Here is a 19,618-nt window from a genome sequence, read left to right as displayed (position 1 = left end):
AAGGGGTAAGAAAAATTCTTACACCTTCTGCGTGGTTTGATTTTTAGATTTCAATTGCGACAGCTGTAGCTTCACCACCACCGATACATAATGCAGCAACACCTTTCTTTTTACCAAGGCGTTTTAAAGCATAGATAAGAGAAAGAATAATTCTTGAGCCAGTTGCGCCAATAGGATGGCCTAAAGCACAAGCACCGCCATGTACATTTACTTTTGCTTCATCAATGCCGAGTTCATGAATTGGCGCCATTGCCACCATTGCAAAAGCTTCATTAATTTCCCAAGCATCTACCTCGTCAACTGACCAACCAGCGCGCTCTAGCACTTTTTGAATTGCACTAATCGGAGCAATGGTAAATTCACTTGGATGCTGTGAGTGAGTCGAAGTTGCAACAATTTTCGCCAAAGTATTTAAACCATGGCTTTGAGCATATTCTTCAGTGGTGAGTACTAACGCAGCAGCACCATCAGAAATTGAGCTTGAGTTTGCAGCAGTAATTGTTCCATCTTTACTAAAAGCTGGGCGTAATGTTGGGATCTTCTCAAGATTGGCTTTTAATGGCTGTTCATCTTGATCGATAACTTCAACACCTTTACGTGTTTTGACTTCAACAGGAACAATCTCTTCTTTGAAATAACCTTCTGTAATCGCAGTTTGCGCTTTTTTAAGTGAAGAAATTGCAAAGTTATCCATTTGCTCACGTGTAAAGCCTTTAGTGTTTGCCATGTCTTGCGCAAACGAACCCATTAAACGGCCTGTTTCAGCATCTTCAAGACCATCTAAAAACATATGGTCCTTAATTTCACCGTGTCCCATACGGTAACCACCGCGAGCTTTGGGTAAAATATAAGGAGCATTGGTCATAGATTCCATACCACCTGCAACAATAATATTGGCACTGCATGCTTTTAAAGTGTCTGAAGCCATTAACACCGCTTTCATGGCAGAGCCACAAAGTTTATTAATGGTGACAGCGCCAACATGATCAGGTACACCAGCTTTACGCATCGCTTGACGAGCAGGACCTTGGCCAATACCTGCACTGAGTACACAACCAAAAATAACTTCATCTACTTGTTCAGGAGCAATACCTGCACGTTGAATAGATTCACGAATGACAGCAGCGCCAAGATCTGGTGCAGTTAAAGCCGATAAGCTGCCTTGAAAACCGCCCATTGCAGTACGGCTACCTGAAACTATAACAATTGAACTCATCTTAATATCTCTTATTGATGTATTTACTAAATTTGCCTTTAGTCGAAACTAAAGGCGCCAATAAATTAAAAAGTGGGTGGGGTATAGCTAAGCGTTCTTCCAAAGAACCACAATAAAAATAAAACTAATGGAAAATGTACAGCGAGCTGAGTGACTGTAAAACCAATCACATCTTTTGCTTTTAGTTTTAGGATGCCTAACATTGGAAGCATAAAGAAGGGATTGATCAAGTTCGGTAAAGCTTCGGCTGCATTATAAATTTGTACAGACCAGCCTAAATGAACTTTCAAATCATTTGCTGCTTGCATGACATATGGGGCTTCAATAATCCATTTTCCACCGCCAGATGGCACGAAGAACCCAAGGATGGCAGAATAAATTCCCATCACAATTGCAAAGGTTTCTTTTGAAGCAATTGAAACGAAAAACTCAGCTATATAATGCGACAGCGATAAATCTTGACTGTTTAAAGCTTGCGTCATAATAAAAGCGATGCTTCCGTAAAGTGGAAACTGAATTAAGATTCCAGATACAGCAGGAACTGCCTTTGAAACAGCATTTAAAAAGTTTCGTGGTGTGCCATGCAATGCTAGACCAAGCATTAAAAACACAAAGTTGTATGTGTTTAAACTTGAAATGGCAATGATTGGATTACTTTTTGAAAATTCAAAAAACATCCAGATTAAGCCTAATGCGACCACAATAATCGTTAAAATAGGCGAGTTTTCTAACCAGTCACCTGGACGATTAGATTTCTCATCATGGGGTTTGTCTTCTTCAAATTGAATATCAAAACTATCAATCGTTTTAACATTATTACCTTTTGGAGCTGACCAATAGGCGATTGCAATTGAAACAATCACCAAAATAATGGTCATCGCAATTGATTGCCAAAGGAAAATCGTTTCAGTAAATGGAATAACGCCAGTTAGGTTGTAAATTGACTCAGGTAAACTGGTTTTATTTGCCTGAAGCTGTGCTGCCGAAGAGCTAATCCCTAGTGCCCAAGTTGCACCCATACCAATGATTGCTGCCGCAGCTGCTGCGCGGTAATCCATGTTCAGCTCTTTACGTTTCGCTAATGCGATCACTAAAAGTGCAGTAAGAATCGTACTTACTGCCCAATTGACCAGTGAAATTAACAAACTAACCGTTGCAACCAAAACAATAGCACCACGTCCAGAATTTGGAATACGTGCCATTTTTTGAATCAGAAATTTTACGGGCTTAGAAACAGAAACGACATAACCTACAATAATGAGCATCGTCATTTGCAGAGTAAAGGGAATAAGACTCCAGAAACCATTCCCAAAAGAAGTCGCGACATCGTGAATTGGCGCACCAATACCTAAAGCGGCAACAGAGACAATAATGACACCAAGTAGAGCAAAAATATATGAATCAGGAAACCATTTTTCAGACCAGTCACTAATCCGAAGAGCAAATCTTTCAAAAATTCCTTGCTGTTTTTCCATAGCTGAAAAATCCTTCTCGTTCTTATTTATAGACAGCACATCCGGTGCTTAAAAGGGCTAAGACTTAAGCTCACTTTCTAACTTAAGTCTTATATGGCTAATCAAAAATTAAAATTTACGCAACTAAGGTTTTATAAAACTCAACACCTGTAGCAGCTTGAATCTGTTTAAGCGTGACATCTTTAGCAAGTTCAATCAGCTCTAAGCCTTGTGGTGTAATGTCCATTACACCTAAGTCAGTAATGACGCGATGAACCACGCCTTTACCTGTTAAAGGTAAGCTACAGTCTTTCACGATTTTTGGCGTACCATCTTTTGCGCAGTGTTCCATAAGCACAACAACTTTTTGGACACCAACAACCAAGTCCATTGCACCACCCATACCTTTGACTTTTTTACCCGGAATCATCCAGTTCGCTAAGTCACCATTTTCAGAAACTTCCATTGCACCTAAAATGGCAATGTTTACATGGCCACCACGAATCATGGCAAAAGATTCTGAGCTTGAGAAAAATGCTGCACCAGGACGAGCAGTAACTGTTTGTTTACCAGCGTTAATTAAATCAGCATCAACAGTTTCTTCAGTTGGGAACTCACCAATGCCTAATAGGCCATTTTCAGATTGAAGCCAAACATTAATATTTTCAGGAATATAATTGGCAACAAGGGTAGGTAAGCCAATACCTAAATTGACATAAAAACCATCTTCAAGTTCTTGTGCAGCACGTTGTGCCATTTCATTACGTGACCAAGCCATTTTATACTGCCTCCGTGCTTAAAGTTTTATGCTCAATACGTTTTTCAGGTGATGCATTCAGTACAATGCGGTTTACATAAATACCCGCTAAATGGATCTCATCCGGATCTAACTCACCAATTTCAACAACCTGTTCAACTTCGGCGATTGTAATTTTTCCAGCCATCGCACATTCAGGGTTAAAATTCTGAGCAGTTTTACGGAATACTAAGTTACCCGCTTTATCTGCCTTATATGCTTTAACAAGAGCAACATCTGCTGTTAAAGATTCTTCTAAAATGTAGTTTTTGCCATTAAAGGTACGCTCTTCTTTACCTTCGGCAATGAGTGTACCAACGCCAGTTTGAGTATAAAATGCTGGAATTCCTGCACCGCCAGCACGTAACTTTTCAGCTAAAGTACCTTGCGGAGTAAGCTCTACATCAAGTTCACCATTTAAATATTGGCGCTCAAATTCTTTGTTTTCACCAACATAAGAAGAGATCATTTTTTTGATCTGTTTGGTCTGAAGTAAAATCCCTAAGCCGAAATCATCTACACCAGCGTTATTTGAAATACATGTGAGACCAGTCACACCACTTTGCTTAACTGCAACAATCAGTTTTTCCGGAATTCCACATAAACCAAAACCGCCCACGGCAAGTGTTTGATTATCTGCAATAACATCTTTCAGTGCTGCCTCTGCATTGGCATAAACTTTATTCATTCTATTGTTATCCTATATCCCTTAGTAATCTTAGTTTTAGCATCACATTTTGTGTTATAGAAGTTAATTTTTTTAAATGATTAATAAGTATAATCAATGAATGGTTTCAAATCGCCTACAAAAGATCAGACACATATAACGTTTAAACTTTTAAAAATTTTTATTAAGATATTGAAAATTAAAACAATTAAAAAAATTAAATTAGCCTTTAGCTTAGCTCACCCTAAAATACAGTCTTTAATTTTTTAAAATTTATATTGAACCAAAGCCTCAATAAATTGAGTCGAAATATTTGAAATTTCAAAGTTCTTTTTATAAACAATTCCTACGGTCTTATGAATAGATTCATTCTTTAACTCAATGAGTACGTTATGTTCTTTATCAATGTGTTTGGCGAAGTGTCTTGGAATTGCACTTACCCCAATTCCATAAGCAACGAAACTTGAAAGTGATGAAATTTGATGACATTCAACTTTTAAATCGAGCGTTATATTATTCCGCAAACAATTTTGCTCAACTAAATATCTAACAATTGAAGGTTTTTGTAAGGTTACGAATGGGTTTGAACAAAGCTCATGCCATGTAATAGAAGACGATTGAGCAAGAGGGTGAGTCTTAGGTAATAGAGCCAAGAAGTCTTCTTCAAATAACGGTTTAAATTCTAAGCCTTCGGTAAGATCAGGTTCGAAGCAGATGCCAAGCTCGAAAATACCATCTTGTACTTTTTCTATAATGGTCTCGTTGGGGATATCATGAATTGAAAAGTTAAGATTGGGATGAAGTTCTAAAAACTGGTGAATTACTTCAGGTAGAATTGCATGAGTCACGAAGGGCATTGAAGCGATACTTAAGGTTCCACGATTAAGCTTAAAACGCTGTTTAACATCGTTTTCCATTTCATCCCAATTGGCGAGTAATTTTTTAGCATAGGGAATTAGGGATTTACCTTCTTGGGTAAGCTCAACACGACGTGTATTACGATTAAACAATTTTCCGCCTAACTCTTCTTCTAAGCTTTTAATGGTGAGGCTTAAAGCAGACTGGCTTAGATGTAGCTCTAGTGATGCATTGGCATAGTTGAGGGTACGTGCAAGAGCTAAAAAAGCTTTTAATTGTTTAAGCGTCATTTCATTCCTTTAGATTGCTCAGCTCACCTAGAAGGGTAATTTATACGAAAATTTATCTAATATGATGTTTTTTTGACAAAAAATTAAGAAAAAGAAGTAGAGAATAATGTGTTTATACTCAATATTAAAATTATTAAATTTTGGTCATGGTTCCAACCTGGATTTGCTTCAATAAAAATTCACTCTGAAATTGATACCGAGATTTTAGATGCTAAACACCCTAATCGTCCGCCATTTAAAATCTATAGTAAGGTAACTAGATCAGCTCAAGTAGCGAACGAGTCAAAGTGGGTTGAGAATATTGACAATGTGCTCAATGACTATGAAAAGAAATTGATTATCGAGCTTTCTGAGCAAAGTCAGTAAATTTATTAAGTATCTGATACTTATTTAAATTAAAAAGCACCTTTGGGTGCTTTTTTGTATCTTAGTATTTTAATTCATAAGCTGTATTATTATTAAGAGATATAGAAAAGGGAGTTAAGAATTACAAACAACTTTTGTAATGAATTGTGGTAGATTTTTAATAATTAAGCTTTTGATAATATTTTCGTATACCATTACCTGATTAAAAAATAATTAAAATCTCTAAGGTAAAATTGAATGAATAAGATAGCCGGAATTTTGATAGTTGCTCTTCTTTTTTGTATTTTTGCTAACTGTGAAAGTTTCAAATTATTAAAATTTGATCAAAACACAAGTGCTAAAATTAACAAAACTCTTCCTAAAAACTAATCCATCTAAGGGTGGTTTTTTATATCTTGAACCTTTAAATTTTATTTATTAATAATAAAGGGTAATTTCATGAGAACAACATTAATTGGAGCTTTATTCTTAACGTTTGGAGCCTCGGTAAGTGCCGCATCGAAAATTGAAAAAGAGGAAACAAAAAATTTTTCAACAATGAAGCAATGCATTGAATGGTTAGATTCTAAATATCCAAATAGTAAGTGGCATGACAACAAAGGTACTTCTTGGAAATTAGAAAATAATAATTCAAATTTTCTATCTGGGTTTACTCATATTCCTAACGAGGAGAATCAAAAACTAATACATTCAGTGGCCATTTATTGCAAATTAAAAGAAACAAGCACCGAAGGCCTTTTCTATGAAGGAAAATACATTGTTATAGAAGCTATTTAAACTCAAATTTTGATTGATTTACCCCACTCATCAAGTGGGTTTCTTATTACCTAGAATAAAGGTTGAAGCTGCGCGAAACTTGCGTATATATAGCTGCTCAAAGCTTTTAGTTATTTAAGCACTATTTTTTCCTTATATTAGTTAACTCAGCAATTACTTCAGTAAATTTTCCCAACAAAACTCATCTGTGTTGTTAGCAAAGTATAGAGCCATTCCAATTATATGGAAAAACAAATAACCTAGCCAAATTGTTTGAGGAGCAACTTTTAAGCCTTCTAATAAAGTAGTTGTTGAATAGATTGTTAACAAAAAGGTAAAGAGGGTGATGTATGTAATACTCGCTACAAATTTATATTTTGGTGCTAATTGAGGAATTTTATAACCAATCAAAATTTGCATACCGCAATTTATGATCAATGAAAGTATAGCTACAAGGATTTGTGGCATATTTAGATATGTTAAAGAGAGTTGCGTAATTATGAAAATAATTTGCCACAGTACAAACATCCCTAAAGAGTATATTATAAATTTAATCCATATCATATTTTGTTTTCTTATCAAGATTTTACATTGTTATTCTATTGAATAATCTAAATTAAATAAATGCTATTTTTCAAAAATTTAAAGTACTGGCAGGTGGTTTTTAACTTTCTGAACTGTTAAATTTTACTCATTATTAAAATGGATAATTTCATGAAAAAGATTATTTTTTTAGGGCTAGTTCTCAGCTTGATGGGATGTTCAACAGCTCCAGTTGCTTCAAATACAGCCAAGCCAGTACCTAATGAGAGAGTATATAATCAGAACTATTTAAAGAAACACACTCCTGAACAAGCAAAAGTTACTTTTTTAAGAGATAAAGGTTTTTTAGGATCCGGCTGTAGTCATGATATGTATGTGAACAACGAGAAAGTATTCTCAATTCGCTCAAACGAAATCGCTACTATTTATCTTGAGCCTAAATATTATATCTTTAGATTAGAAACAGGTGGTGGAATGTGCCCGAATATTGCAACTTCTCAAGAAACAGAAGTTAAACCAGGGGCTGAGATAGAATATCGAATCCTACTTCCATCTGACTTTAATTTAAGACTAACTCGAATGAAATAAAAGCGTAAGAGCCTGTGTCTAAGGCAGTTGAATAATATTAAATTTCAATTGAACCCACTCGTTATTAAGTGGGTTTTTCTTAACTACTAATAGATTACCAACTCACTTAAGAAAATATTCATTAAATTATTTTAAAAAATATATTATTTAATTGTCTTTATTAAATAATATAGCCATATTAATTTGATTTACTCAATAATTAATAAGTTTTATAAAATAATAGTAGTTTTTAAATAATTAAATTTTACCAATTAAATAACGCAACTATTTGTATTTTATGATTATTTTAAAATTTAAATAAATTACATTGTTTTTAAATATTTTAGTGATATTTTATTTTTAAGCTCATTTACCTATTACCACACATGGATATTGTGATTTTTATCATTATAGGTTTGGGATAACCTAAATATCTTTTGGTAATTTTATTGAACCTAATATCTATTCTTTAGGGAGAAAGAATATATGTGGGAATTATTTGTAATTCTACTTTCGCTTGGGCTGTTAATGTATACAGCTTACAAGGGCTTTTCAGTCATTCTCATGGCACCAATTTGTGCCTTACTTGCTGTTCTACTCATTAACCCAGCCAATGTCTTACCGTTTTATTCGGGTGTATTTATGCCCAAAATGGTGAACTTTATTAAAGATTATTTTCTTGTATTTTTGCTCGGGGCAATTTTCGGTAAAGTTGTTGAAATGTCAGGAATTGCCGAGTCTATTGCGCGAACTATTGTAAGGTGGATTGGGGCAAAAAAAGCAATTTTAACGGTTGTATTACTAGGTGCAATTTTAACCTATAGCGGTGTAAGTTTATTTGTTGCTGTATTTGCAATTTATCCCTTTGCAAACCAGCTTTTTAGACAAGCGAATATTCCAAAACGTTTAATTCCGGGAACCATCGCACTCGGTGCATTTACATTTACCATGGATGCATTGCCAGGTACGCCACAAATTCAAAACGTAATTCCAACTACATTCTTTGGCACCAATATTTATGCCGCACCATTTCTAGGAATTATCGGTGCAATTTTTGTTTTATGCATGGGTTTGGCTTACTTAGAATGGCGTCGCCGCGCTGCTGCAAAAGCAGGTGAAGGGTACTCTGGCTTTGGCGCAGACAACACACAGCCTCAAGAAATTGAAGCCGATATGAACTTGCAAAATAACGGAAGTACGGCGCGTCAATTTTTAGCTTTTGTACCTCTTATTCTTGTTGCTGTAATGAACAAATATTTGTCTAAAGCAATCAAAGAGTGGTATCCAAATGGTTTTGATTTTGCCACTGTCGGTCTGGCGGATTACACCGTAGATGTTGCGAAAACTGGTGCGATCTGGGCGGTGGGCCTTGCGCTTATTGTCGGGATTATTTCCGCAATTTTATTTGATTATCAGCGTGTAGTGACGAACTTCAAAGAGGGTATTAATGCCAGTATTGGTGGTTCACTTTTAGCGGTGATGAATACAGCTTCTGAGTATGGTTTCGGTGCAATTATTGCGTCATTACCGGGCTTTGCTCTGATTAGCCATGCAATGAGCAGTACCTTCACAAATCCTTTAGTGAATGGGGCTGTGACCACAACCGTTTTAGCAGGTATTACCGGTTCAGCTTCGGGTGGTATGAGTATCGCTTTAAGTGCGATGGCTGAACACTATAACGCCGCGATTTTAGCTGCGGGTATTCCACCAGAAGTCATGCACCGTGTGGTTGCGATGGCGTCAGGCGGTATGGATACACTTCCGCATAATGGTGCTGTTATTACTTTACTCGCTGTTACTGGGTTAACCCATAAACAATCGTATAAAGATATTTTTGCAGTTACCGTAATTAAAACATTAGCGGTATTTGTGGTGATTACGGTCTTTACCGTAACAGGTATTGTTTAAATCAGCACATTATAAGTATTAAGGAGTAAATAAATGACTAAACTTTTAGACGGTAAAGTTGCTTTTATTACAGGTTCTGCAAGTGGTATCGGTCTAGAGATTGCTAAGAAATTTGCTCAAGAAGGTGCCAAAGTTGTTATTTCTGATATGAATGCCGAAAAGTGCCAAGAAACGGCGAGCTCACTTAAAGAGCAAGGTTTTGATGCCTTATCTGCACCATGTGATGTGACTGATGAAGATGCTTATAAACAAGCCATTGAGCTCACTCAAAAGACCTTTGGTACGGTTGATATCTTAATTAATAATGCTGGTTTTCAACATGTTGCGTCTATTGAAGAGTTTCCAACGACAGTTTTTCAAAAGTTAGTTCAGGTCATGTTAACTGGGGCGTTTATTGGTATTAAACATGTTTTTCCAATTATGAAAGCTCAAAAATATGGCCGTATCATTAATATGGCCTCTATTAATGGCTTGATTGGTTTCGCTGGAAAGGCTGGTTATAACAGTGCTAAACATGGCGTGATTGGCCTAACAAAAGTTGCGGCATTAGAATGTGCACGCGATGGTATTACGGTAAATGCTCTATGCCCGGGTTATGTAGATACACCATTGGTTCGTGGGCAAATTGCAGATTTAGCTAAAACCCGTAATGTAAGTTTAGACAGCGCACTTGAAGATGTGATTTTGGCAATGGTTCCTCAAAAGCGTTTGCTCTCTGTTGAAGAAATTGCTGACTATGCAATTTTCCTTGCGAGTGGTAAAGCTAGTGGGGTAACAGGCCAAGCTGTCGTTATGGATGGTGGTTACACCGCCCAATAATTTAAGTGTTTTATAAAAGCCGCTTATTTTAAATGGGCGGTTTTTTATTCGTTAAAATTTACGATAGTCTAGTGTTCAAAATAATGATTTATCTCTACTCTATTTGTTTATAAAAAATCTAATAAAATAAGTTTGTTAAGGTATGAAATTATACTTTAAAGGTATTTAACTTATTTCTATTTTTAAAATTTAATAGAGTATGAGAAAGTAATCTTTACTCTCTTTCTTGATTCGATATTTTTCAGGAAAATTCGTCAATTAAAGGATATTAATTGGCATACAAGTTGCTTTTTAAGCAATAAGTTATTTAGCTAGGTGAAAAGGATATGATATCACTCAGCCAACAGACGGAACTCAATCATTATTCACGCAAAGCAGAATTTGCGCAGAATTTGATGTCCACGATTTGTGGGGAACATCGTCTAGATACAATTTACAAAGACACTCTCGATTTTCACTATGACGGAATGCGTTTGCCTAATAAAAAAATGGCAATCGGTACAATCAGTTATGGTGCAAACGTTGCCATTAACATCTCAAATTTAAAAGCCTATAGCATTAGCTTACCTATACAAGGGCGACAAGCTCTCAATATTCGTGGTGCACATTATCAATCTGATGAAAACAGAGGCCTTATTGTTTCAAATAATGATCAACAAGATCTGATTATTGATAAAGATTGCAGAAAATTTCAGGTGGTTATTCCTGAACGAAGTATGCAGATTGTCCTTGCGGATCTACTGAATAAACCCATAGAGACGCCTATTATTTTTAATCCAGAAATGCATCTAGACTCGGAGCAACTTATTGGTGCATGGTGGAAGAACATTCAAAATTTTTTACAGCTAAAATCGCAATATAGCAATTTTTATGGTTTGCAGATGCTATCTGAAGACTATGAAAATTTTGTAATTAAAGCCTTACTATTATCTCAAGAAAACAACTACTCTGAAGCCTTAAAGTCACTCTCACATCAAGATGAGCCAGCTTATATCCGTAAGGTTCGTAATTTTATTATTGAACATGCGCATGAAGAAATCTGTGCAGAAGACTTGCAGCGTCTTGCAGGGGTTTCAAAATCAAAATTGTATGATGAATTTCAACAGTACTATGGCACCAGCCCAATGTCGTATTTAAAAAAATATCGCCTCCAACAAATTTACAAAATCCTGAGCACTACAGGTGCAGATAGAAAGGTTTCTATTTCAAAGCTTGCCTATGACTGGGGGTTTAACCATTTAAGCCGTTTTTCTCAAGAATATCGTGAAGAATTTGGAGAAAACCCAAGTGAGACCAAAGGCAAAATTTTCTGATATTTAATTTTTCGCAATAAAAACTGATTTAGGCAACTAAATCAGTTTTTTATTTATTGCCTAATATTTATAGACTTTCTTCAAGCTTTAACACTTGTTTGTTTTTAGATTTCTCATAAATCACTTTCAGGCTAAGTGCAATAAATGAGATGAAGGTTGGTATTGCTAGAATAAAGAAAATACCACTTAAGCTTAGGTTAAAAGTGAAAATGAGCGATCCAAAGAAAGCACCTAAAATTGCACCGATACGACCGATGCCATGCATCCATGAAACACCAACCGCGCGGCATACAGCTGGGTAGAACATAGCTGCAAGTGGCAGTAATGAAGATTGAGCACCAGCCAGTAATGCACCAATTAAGAAGATAGTAAGACCTAACAAGAAAATATTTGAGCTTACTAGACCTGCGACAATGAATAGGGCGAAAGCAATCAGGTATGAATATTTAATCACTGTAGTTGGATTCAGTTTATCCATGTACCATCCCATAATAGTTGCACCAATCACACCACCAAAAGGGAAAATCGCGGCAATTAAACTAAACTGTTGAGTACTAAAACCTGCTGTTTTTAAAATCGTTGGCATCCAGCTTGTTAAAAGATAAAACACCAATAGACTGGTAAAGCAGCAGAGCCAAAGCATGCTTGAACCCCAAAGGTATTTACCTAAAACGATTTTAACTGGATTTTCATCTGAAGCATTTTCTGCTTGAGTTAAAACAAGTTTTACAGGCTCTTGAAAAGAATGACCTTGAATATCTTCTAAAATACGCTGAGCTTTGTCTTGTTGATGACGTGTAATTAAGTATTGAGTTGATTCAGGTAATTTAAGCAATAAAGCAACCACTAAAATTAGGGGAATGCTTCCGCCAATAATAATCACTTTAGCCCAGCCATAGCTTTCTAATAGATAAGCTGACAGCACTCCGCCACAAGAAATACCCAGCATAAAACCACAGCCAGCAAGACCTGTTAGGAATGCTTTACGTTTTACAGGCATATATTCTGAGACAATCGTACTAATGTTTGGCATGGCTGCACCTAAGCCAACACCTGTAATAAAACGATAAATCATTAAATCTTGGGTTGAATTAGCAAAGCCACACAAAATCGTAAATATGGAAAATAAAAGACTTGTAAAAACAATGACACCTTTACGTCCAAATTTATCGGACAGAGGCCCAGAAATGATTGCACCGATCGACATGCCGACTAAGGCAGCACTTAAAACAGGAGCGAGTTGAGGCTTAGTAATACCCCAATCATCCAGTAAGGCTGGAGCAATAAAACCAATAATTCCCGTGTCTAGGCCATCACAGAAGAAGACAAAAAAGCCTAGGATAAAAACCATCCATTGTAATGGAGACAGTTTTTCGCGGTTGATAATCGTGTTTGCATCTATCGTTTTCATATGTATTCCTTTTTAAAATTATTTAATTCCCTGAGTAATTCAATGCATTCGTTACATAACATGTGTCTTTGATTGAACTATTTTTAGCCAATCCTCACTATCCAATAAGTCCTAATCTTCATCCATATTTTCCAAATTAGATAAAAAACACACACTTCATTTTTTAAATTAAAATTTTGAAATATAGGTATTTCTTGTTTTTAATTTTTTTCCAGTGGGATGAATTTTAATAATTGCGCAGAGATTGGATAATGCTTGCAGCTTTTGGACAGTCTAAAAAAAAATTTGGATAGAAGATAAAGCCATAACAATGTCAGGAGTTGACACTATGGCTGGTCAAACCATTCAAATTAAAACTGCATCTGGAAAGCAGTTCAGTGCATATCTAGCGACGCCAGAAACAGGAAAAGGACCTGGAGTGGTGCTTTGTCAGGAAATCTTTGGGGTGAATGCAGCAATGCGGGAAAAAGCAGATTTTCTTGCAGAAGAAGGCTACACCGTTTTGGTTCCTGATTTATTTTGGCGTGTAGCACCTAATATTGAACTGAGTTACACACCAGAAGATTTTCAAAAAGCTTTTGAACTTTATCAGCAATATGACGAAAACCTCGGTGTTGAAGATATTCAAGACAGCTTAGCTTTTTTAAAGACACGACCAGAATGTGATACCTCTACAGGTCTCGGCGTGGTTGGCTATTGTTTAGGTGGAAAGCTAGCTTATTTGGCAGGCTGTCGACTTTCGGAAGTGGCATGTGCCGTAGGTTATTACGGTGTAGGCATTGAAAAAGCGTTAGATGAGTTAGCCAACGTAAAAGGACGTTTGGTTTTACATATTGCAGAACTGGACCAATTTACACCGCCAGATGCGAGACAAGCGATTGTCGATGCAGTTAACCAATATTCAAATGTACAAGCTTATGTTTACGAAGGTGTTGATCATGCCTTTGCACGACCAAAAAGCAACCATTACCACAAACCTTCAGCACGCTTTGCTCACGAACGTACAGTAACAGCTCTACATGAAACGATTGGGCCGAAATATGACTTAGTTGCCTTATGGGAGGAGCATATCCGTCATGAGTTCGATACGCGTGACGTCCCCGCAACTATGGCAACAATGGTCGCAGAACCTTATGTCAACCATATTCCAACGTTAACTGGTGGGGTAGGCCAAAGCCAGCTTGCTCGTTTTTATCAGTATCACTTTGTTCATCAAAACCCGAAAGATATGAAGATCACTTCGATCTCTCGTACGGTTGGCTCAACGCAAGTGGTAGACGAGTTCATTATGAGCTTTACACATGACGCTGAAATTGACTGGTTATTACCGGGTGTAAAACCAACCGGTAAATACGTCGAAATTCCAATGTTAGGTGTGATCCAGTTTAGAGGGTCAAAGCTATGCCATGAGCATATTTACTGGGACCAAGCGTCTGTACTCGTTCAAATTGGTTTATTAGACCCAACAGGCTTACCAGTTGCAGGTGTAGAGACCGCGCGAAAACTTCTTGATGAAGGTCTTCCTTCCAATACTTTGATGCCATCTTGGTCAAGTAGTGAAGGCAAACCAGTCAATTAAGGAGGATCTGCAATGAATATAGATTTAAAAGGAAAAGTCGCTGTGGTGAGCGGCGGTGCAACACTGATTGGTAAAGCTGTTGTACAAGCCTTAGTCAGTGCAGGAGCCCATGTCGCTATCTTAGATATTGATGCCAAAGGCAAGGCAATTGCGGAAAGCTTTAACCATGATGTGATGTTTATTCAAACCGATTTAACCAGTGATGCGGCTATTCAACAAGCCGTGACGGATATTCACCAACATTTAGGTGAAGTGAGTTACTTGGTCAATCTGGCATGTACCTACTTAGATGACGGTTTTAAATCTTCACGTCAGGACTGGTTACCAGCACTCGATCTTAATTTGGTCTCTACAGTTGAGCTGAGCCGTGCTTTATACAATGACCTAAAAAAGCAGCAAGGTTCAATTGTTAACTTTACTTCCATTTCAGCCAAAGTGGCACAAACAGGACGCTGGTTATATCCAGTGTCTAAAGCCGCGATACGTCAACTCACACAAAGCATGGCAATGGATTTTGCTGCCGATGGTATTCGCGTCAATTCGGTTTCTCCGGGTTGGACATGGTCTCGTGTCATTGCAGAAGTCAGTGGCAATAACCGTGAAAAAGCCGATAGCGTGGCAGCTGATTATCACTTACTAGGTCGGTTGGGTCATCCCGAAGAAGTCGCCAATGTTGTTTTGTTTTTATTGTCATCCGCTGCGAGTTTTGTGACCGGAGCAGATTATGCGGTCGATGGCGGATATTCAGTGATGGGCCCTGAAGGATCACAGCCCGCTATTCCACGTTTAGCCGAATAGCACAGCGTTTTAAAAGCACATTTAGAAAATTATGGAGAATATTATGCGCCGTATTGCAATTGTTGGAGCAGGACAGTCTGGTTTACAGCTTGGTTTGGGTTTATTAGATACAGGCTATGACGTGACCATGATTACCAACCGTACTGCCGATGAAATCCGTCAAGGTAAAGTGATGTCAAGCCAGTGTATGTTTCATACCGCTTTACAAACTGAACGTGACTTAGGTTTAAATTTTTGGGAAGAACAATGTCCAGCGGTAGAAGGAATTGGGCTAGCTTTAGTCAATCCTGAAAATGGTGGTAAAGCATTTGAATGGAGTGCTCGTCTTGAGCGCTACGCTCAATCAGTCGATCAACGCGTCAAAATGCCATATTGGATGGAAGAGTTTGAACGCCGTGGCGGTCGATTAGTGATTCAGGATGTGGGTATAGAAGAGTTAGAACAACTCGCAAACGACTACGAACTTGTATTACTCGCGGCTGGTAAAGGTGAAGTCGTTAAACAGTTTGAGCGTGATGATGCACGCAGTGTCTTTGATAAACCGCAGCGCGCTTTGGCTTTGACTTATGTCAAAAACATGAAGCCAATTTCCCCATACTCTCGTGTGACTTTTAACATTATTCCTGAAGTCGGTGAGTACTTTTCATTTCCAGCACTTACCGTGAATGGTCCTTGCGACATTATGGTGTTTGAAGGAACTCCAAACGGTCCAATGGACTGCTGGCAAGATGTGAAAACACCTGAACAGCATCTGCAATGTAGTCTGGACTTACTCAAGAAATTTGTGCCTTGGGAATATGAGCGCTGCGCAAATGTTGAGTTAACCGATGCTGGTGGATATTTAGCAGGGCGTTTCCCGCCGACAGTACGCAAACCCGTTTTAACCTTACCGTCTGGCAAGCAAATTTTTGGTATGGCAGATGCCTTAGTGGTGAATGACCCGATTACTGGTCAAGGCTCAAACAACGCTGCTAAGTGTAGCAAAATCTATTTCGATGCCATTTTAGCCAATGATAATCAAAGCTTTAGCGAACAATGGATGGTTCAAACTTTTGAACGTTATTGGGCTTATGCAGAAAAAGTCGTGGCTTGGACCAATAGCCTGTTAGTACCACCGCAGCCACATGTTATTGAGCTATTAGCAGCCGCAAGCCAGAACCAAAGCATTGCTTCCATTATGGCCAATAACTTTGATGACCCGCGCTCTTTTGCCCCTTGGTGGTTTGATGCAAATCAGGCTCAAGCATTCTTGGCTTCAAAAACCGCAGCAAAAGTTGCTTAAGGTCAAAATATCAAAGGGAGAATTAAAAATGGACACAATTGAAACTTTAGCTTTACAAGCGATTAATGCTGAAAATCCTAGAGAAATCCGTAATTTACTTGGTCAATTTGCAACTGGGGTTACCGTGATTACAACTCGTGGTAAAGATGGTCGGAAAATAGGTATGACAGCCAATTCATTTTCGTCGCTGTCTTTAGACCCACCGTTAATTTTGTGGAGCCTTTCAAAAACAGCACCAAGTTTGTCTGATTTTGTAGAAGCAGAATATTTTGCCATTCACATGTTGGCACAAGAGCATCATCAGCTTTCGGGACATTTTGCTCGAGGTGCTGAAGACAAATTTGCAGGCATTGCCCATCAACAATGCAATGCTGGCGTTCCAATTTTGACTGATGCACTCGCAACCTTGGTTTGCCGCAATGTAAATCAATATGAAGGGGGAGATCACCTGATTTTTATTGGTCAAATTGAACAGTATCAACAACGCCAAGGTGAACCCTTGGTATTCCACGCAGGAAAGTATCGGATTGCCGCAGAACATCCAGAATTAGCACATTAATTCACCATAGTCACGATCAATCCGGTCGTGATTTTTTTATAGGAAATAAGAAAATGAAAAGCACTTTAATTAAACATGGATTTTTAGCAGGGACATTGTTGGGTTTGCCATTGCTAACACATGCCTATGATTTACCGACTGTAAACTTAGGTATGACCAGCTTTCTCGATGGTGGATTACCTGCAGGGCCCGGCTGGTATGCTCAAACCTATTTTCAAAATTACGATAGTAATAAACTGGTCGATGCCAATGGACAAAAATTAGGTTTACCTAAAACAGATTTAAATTATCAAGTACTGGTTGAACAGATTAGTTATTTATCGAATGTCCGAGTAAAAGATAAAGCCAGTTTAGGTATAAATTTTTTAATTCCTTTTGTTAGCAAAATGGACATAGATGATGGCTTGAATAATGCTGCTATTAAGGCCCAAAGTGGCTTTGGGGACATTATGATTGGACCTTTTATTCAGTTCGATCCAGTCATGGGTGCACAAGGACCGAAGTTTGTACATCGTTTTGAGTTTCAGGTGAATTTACCTACTGGTGAATACGACCAGCAAAAAGATATTAACCCAAGTAATAACGCGGTTTCATTTGACCCTTATTGGGCTGCAACGTATTGGTTTAATCCAAAGTGGACAGCTTCAACGCGTATCCATTATCTCTATAACTTTAAGAATAATGACCCAAGCTATGCTTTTGTTGGAGCAAATGATATGCAGGCAGGGCAAGCAATTCATACAAACTTTGCAACGGACTATGCTATTACTGAACAGTTTCGCTTAGGACTGAATGGCTATTGGCTAAAACAAGTGACAGATACAGAAGTGGATGGTGAAAAAGTCAAAGGTCGACGTGAACAAGTCTGGGCAATTGGTCCGGGTGCCATGTATAGTTTTTCTAAAAATGATCACTTGGTTGCAAATGCTTATTTTGAGCAAGATGCTGAAAACCGACCAGAGGGAACACGACTACAAGTTCGCTATGTTCATCATTTCTAAGTCATAAAAAAAGCCTTTTATATCAATCAATATAAAAGGCTTTTCTCTATTTGTTTTAAGAAAAAATTGAAGTAATTAAGCCTGAACCTTCACTTTGACCAGAACGGCGGGTAGAAGAAGGTAATTCACCATAACGGCGTTTATATTCTTGTGAAAAACGGCCTAAGTGAGTAAATCCCCATTTAAATGCAACGTCAGTGACAGATAGATTTTCATTGTGCATCAGCTCTAAATGAGCCTGTTCAAAACGTAACTCTTTTAAATAAGACATTGGGGTAGTCCCCAAATAATTTTTAAAGCCAGTAAATAACGTTCTCACACTCACGCCAGCATGTTCAGCCAAAATTTCTACATTAAGTGGCTCATGTAAATGTTCTTTAATATAGGCTTCAGTACGCTTCACAAAATAAGGAGAGACTGTTTTTTCTTTATGCTGATCTATTTTATGTAACGCATTATTGGGTTGACCATAAATAAGTGCATTAAATAGATTTGACTCAAATTGTTTAAAGGCTAAAGGATGATGAAGCGGGTGTTGCTCGCATGCCAAAGCATCTATCAAGATTCTAACGAGCTGTAAAAAATAGGCTCCACTTTGTCTAGAAAAGTCTAATTTGGGGTCGAAAACTAGTAAGTTGTTTTCTGAGTCGGCAATGTGCTGACGGCAATGATACGTAAAATCATCCTTTGACACTTTTAGAATGAGCTGTGGTGAGTTTGCATGCCAGCGCATACGTAAAGATTGCTGAGGTGAAATAAGAGATGCAACTTGAGAATAAGAAATAAACTTTTGTGAACCAAACTCGATTTCTGCATAGCCCTGAGTTGGAATCTGAATTAAGTAAAAGTTATCCAGATGATCTGGTTCAATAATGACATCTGCGCCATATTCCAAGCGGCTAATAGACAATGCGCCTGTTTTAACATGGTGCATAGTTGCACTGAAATCTCGCTTCTGATGAGAGATTTTAAGATCATGCGGTTTAAAAATTTGCCCTACATTTCGGCAAGTTTCACTTAAATCGTGATGATCAAACACCAAATTATGATCAGTAAAGATAGACTCATTTTGAAAATGACGTCCATTGAGTTCAGGGGAGTTGGCTTGGTTCATATATATCCCTTTTGGCTCACTCCTGTATTTACTTGTATTGCAAAAGCCTTAAAACTTCGCTGCACAGCAAGTAAATACGGCACTTAAAAATTTAAGTTACTCGCAAATTACAATGAGATATAAGCAAAATACAGACCAATTTAACCGCTAATTAATATAATTTTCTCAAACTTTTACATCGGATTTTGTCCATCAATTTAATACATTCGAGAAATAGAATAGGGGGATATAAAAGGTGCTATAAGTTAATCTCATCATGATCTTATTCCTTAAGATCTATCAAAATTTATAGCAAATCCGAGTAAGCTGGTCAATTTATTT

Annotated in this window: 19 protein-coding genes; 11 read left to right on the top strand and 8 right to left on the bottom strand. The window is 37.5% G+C overall.

Features of this window, described 5'->3' with window-relative positions:
• Positions 1 to 43 precede the first annotated feature (43 nt).
• From KTI79_RS08355 to KTI79_RS08335, 5 genes are all read right to left on the bottom strand, one after another.
• Positions 44 to 1,216: a thiolase family protein gene (locus KTI79_RS08355; protein ID WP_032054956.1), complete on the bottom strand. Its 1,173-nt coding sequence runs from the start codon at positions 1,214 to 1,216 to the stop codon at positions 44 to 46.
• Positions 1,217 to 1,281: 65 nt separating this feature from the next.
• Complete coding sequence (locus tag KTI79_RS08350; protein ID WP_032054955.1) at positions 1,282 to 2,691, bottom strand: short-chain fatty acid transporter; 1,410 nt, start codon at positions 2,689 to 2,691, stop codon at positions 1,282 to 1,284.
• A 115-nt stretch (positions 2,692 to 2,806) separates the two neighbouring features.
• Positions 2,807 to 3,448, bottom strand: a complete 642-nt coding sequence (locus KTI79_RS08345; RefSeq protein WP_032054954.1) for a 3-oxoacid CoA-transferase subunit B — start codon at positions 3,446 to 3,448, stop codon at positions 2,807 to 2,809.
• Between the two features lies 1 nt (position 3,449).
• Positions 3,450 to 4,154, bottom strand: a complete 705-nt coding sequence (locus KTI79_RS08340) for a CoA transferase subunit A (RefSeq protein WP_002113873.1) — start codon at positions 4,152 to 4,154, stop codon at positions 3,450 to 3,452.
• 245 nt (positions 4,155 to 4,399) lie between these two features.
• Positions 4,400 to 5,281: a LysR family transcriptional regulator gene (locus tag KTI79_RS08335; protein ID WP_032054953.1), complete on the bottom strand. Its 882-nt coding sequence runs from the start codon at positions 5,279 to 5,281 to the stop codon at positions 4,400 to 4,402.
• Between the two features lie 108 nt (positions 5,282 to 5,389).
• Here KTI79_RS08335 and KTI79_RS08330 point away from each other — a divergent pair, with 108 nt between their 5' ends.
• Both KTI79_RS08330 and KTI79_RS08325 read left to right on the top strand, forming a co-directional pair.
• Positions 5,390 to 5,647, top strand: coding sequence for a hypothetical protein (locus tag KTI79_RS08330; RefSeq protein ID WP_228132456.1), 258 nt, complete (start codon positions 5,390 to 5,392; stop codon positions 5,645 to 5,647).
• Positions 5,648 to 6,085: 438 nt separating this feature from the next.
• The gene (locus KTI79_RS08325) at positions 6,086 to 6,424 is read left to right on the top strand and encodes a hypothetical protein (protein WP_032054951.1); all 339 of its coding nucleotides are present in this window, start codon (positions 6,086 to 6,088) and stop codon (positions 6,422 to 6,424) included.
• A 153-nt stretch (positions 6,425 to 6,577) separates the two neighbouring features.
• Here the strand turns inward: KTI79_RS08325 and KTI79_RS08320 are convergent, their stop codons facing one another.
• Positions 6,578 to 6,967 (bottom strand): hypothetical protein, encoded by a 390-nt coding sequence (locus KTI79_RS08320; RefSeq protein WP_032054950.1) that lies wholly within the window; start codon positions 6,965 to 6,967, stop codon positions 6,578 to 6,580.
• Positions 6,968 to 7,117: 150 nt separating this feature from the next.
• Here KTI79_RS08320 and KTI79_RS08315 point away from each other — a divergent pair, with 150 nt between their 5' ends.
• The 4 genes from KTI79_RS08315 to KTI79_RS08300 all read left to right on the top strand — a co-directional run bounded on the left by KTI79_RS08315 (position 7,118) and on the right by KTI79_RS08300 (position 11,553).
• On the top strand, positions 7,118 to 7,534 hold the full coding sequence (locus tag KTI79_RS08315; RefSeq protein WP_032054949.1) for a hypothetical protein: 417 nt from the start codon (positions 7,118 to 7,120) through the stop codon (positions 7,532 to 7,534).
• A gap of 465 nt (positions 7,535 to 7,999) precedes the next feature.
• On the top strand, positions 8,000 to 9,421 hold the full coding sequence (locus tag KTI79_RS08310) for a GntP family permease (protein ID WP_032054948.1): 1,422 nt from the start codon (positions 8,000 to 8,002) through the stop codon (positions 9,419 to 9,421).
• 33 nt (positions 9,422 to 9,454) lie between these two features.
• On the top strand, positions 9,455 to 10,240 hold the full coding sequence (locus tag KTI79_RS08305; RefSeq protein ID WP_032054947.1) for a 3-hydroxybutyrate dehydrogenase: 786 nt from the start codon (positions 9,455 to 9,457) through the stop codon (positions 10,238 to 10,240).
• Positions 10,241 to 10,566: 326 nt separating this feature from the next.
• On the top strand, positions 10,567 to 11,553 hold the full coding sequence (locus KTI79_RS08300) for an AraC family transcriptional regulator (protein WP_017481170.1): 987 nt from the start codon (positions 10,567 to 10,569) through the stop codon (positions 11,551 to 11,553).
• A 67-nt stretch (positions 11,554 to 11,620) separates the two neighbouring features.
• On the opposite strand, the gene KTI79_RS08295 is transcribed toward KTI79_RS08300, so the two are convergent.
• Positions 11,621 to 12,964 (bottom strand): MFS transporter, encoded by a 1,344-nt coding sequence (locus KTI79_RS08295; protein ID WP_032054946.1) that lies wholly within the window; start codon positions 12,962 to 12,964, stop codon positions 11,621 to 11,623.
• Between the two features lie 328 nt (positions 12,965 to 13,292).
• Between KTI79_RS08295 and KTI79_RS08290 the strand changes: the two genes are divergently transcribed.
• From KTI79_RS08290 to KTI79_RS08270, 5 genes are read left to right on the top strand one after another with little or no spacing between them, the layout of a single operon-like run.
• A complete protein-coding gene (locus KTI79_RS08290) occupies positions 13,293 to 14,543 on the top strand; it encodes a dienelactone hydrolase family protein (RefSeq protein ID WP_032054945.1) in 1,251 nt (416 codons plus the stop codon).
• Between the two features lie 12 nt (positions 14,544 to 14,555).
• Positions 14,556 to 15,341 (top strand): SDR family oxidoreductase, encoded by a 786-nt coding sequence (locus tag KTI79_RS08285; protein ID WP_032054944.1) that lies wholly within the window; start codon positions 14,556 to 14,558, stop codon positions 15,339 to 15,341.
• Between the two features lie 43 nt (positions 15,342 to 15,384).
• Positions 15,385 to 16,623 carry a styrene monooxygenase/indole monooxygenase family protein gene (locus KTI79_RS08280; RefSeq protein WP_032054943.1) on the top strand — a complete coding sequence of 413 codons (1,239 nt, stop codon included), beginning with the start codon at positions 15,385 to 15,387 and terminating at the stop codon, positions 16,621 to 16,623.
• A gap of 28 nt (positions 16,624 to 16,651) precedes the next feature.
• Positions 16,652 to 17,182, top strand: coding sequence for a flavin reductase family protein (locus tag KTI79_RS08275; protein WP_016141070.1), 531 nt, complete (start codon positions 16,652 to 16,654; stop codon positions 17,180 to 17,182).
• Between the two features lie 53 nt (positions 17,183 to 17,235).
• A complete protein-coding gene (locus KTI79_RS08270) occupies positions 17,236 to 18,183 on the top strand; it encodes a transporter (RefSeq protein ID WP_032054942.1) in 948 nt (315 codons plus the stop codon).
• A gap of 55 nt (positions 18,184 to 18,238) precedes the next feature.
• On the opposite strand, the gene KTI79_RS08265 is transcribed toward KTI79_RS08270, so the two are convergent.
• Positions 18,239 to 19,297: an AraC family transcriptional regulator gene (locus KTI79_RS08265; RefSeq protein ID WP_032054941.1), complete on the bottom strand. Its 1,059-nt coding sequence runs from the start codon at positions 19,295 to 19,297 to the stop codon at positions 18,239 to 18,241.
• Positions 19,298 to 19,618 lie beyond the last annotated feature (321 nt).

This window comes from Acinetobacter sp. WU_MDCI_Abxd143, assembly GCF_025514195.1.
GTDB classification, from domain to species: Bacteria; Pseudomonadota; Gammaproteobacteria; order Pseudomonadales; family Moraxellaceae; genus Acinetobacter; species Acinetobacter pittii_H.
Note: the sequence above shows the minus strand (reverse complement) of the source record. Positions and strands in the feature narration are given on the sequence as shown.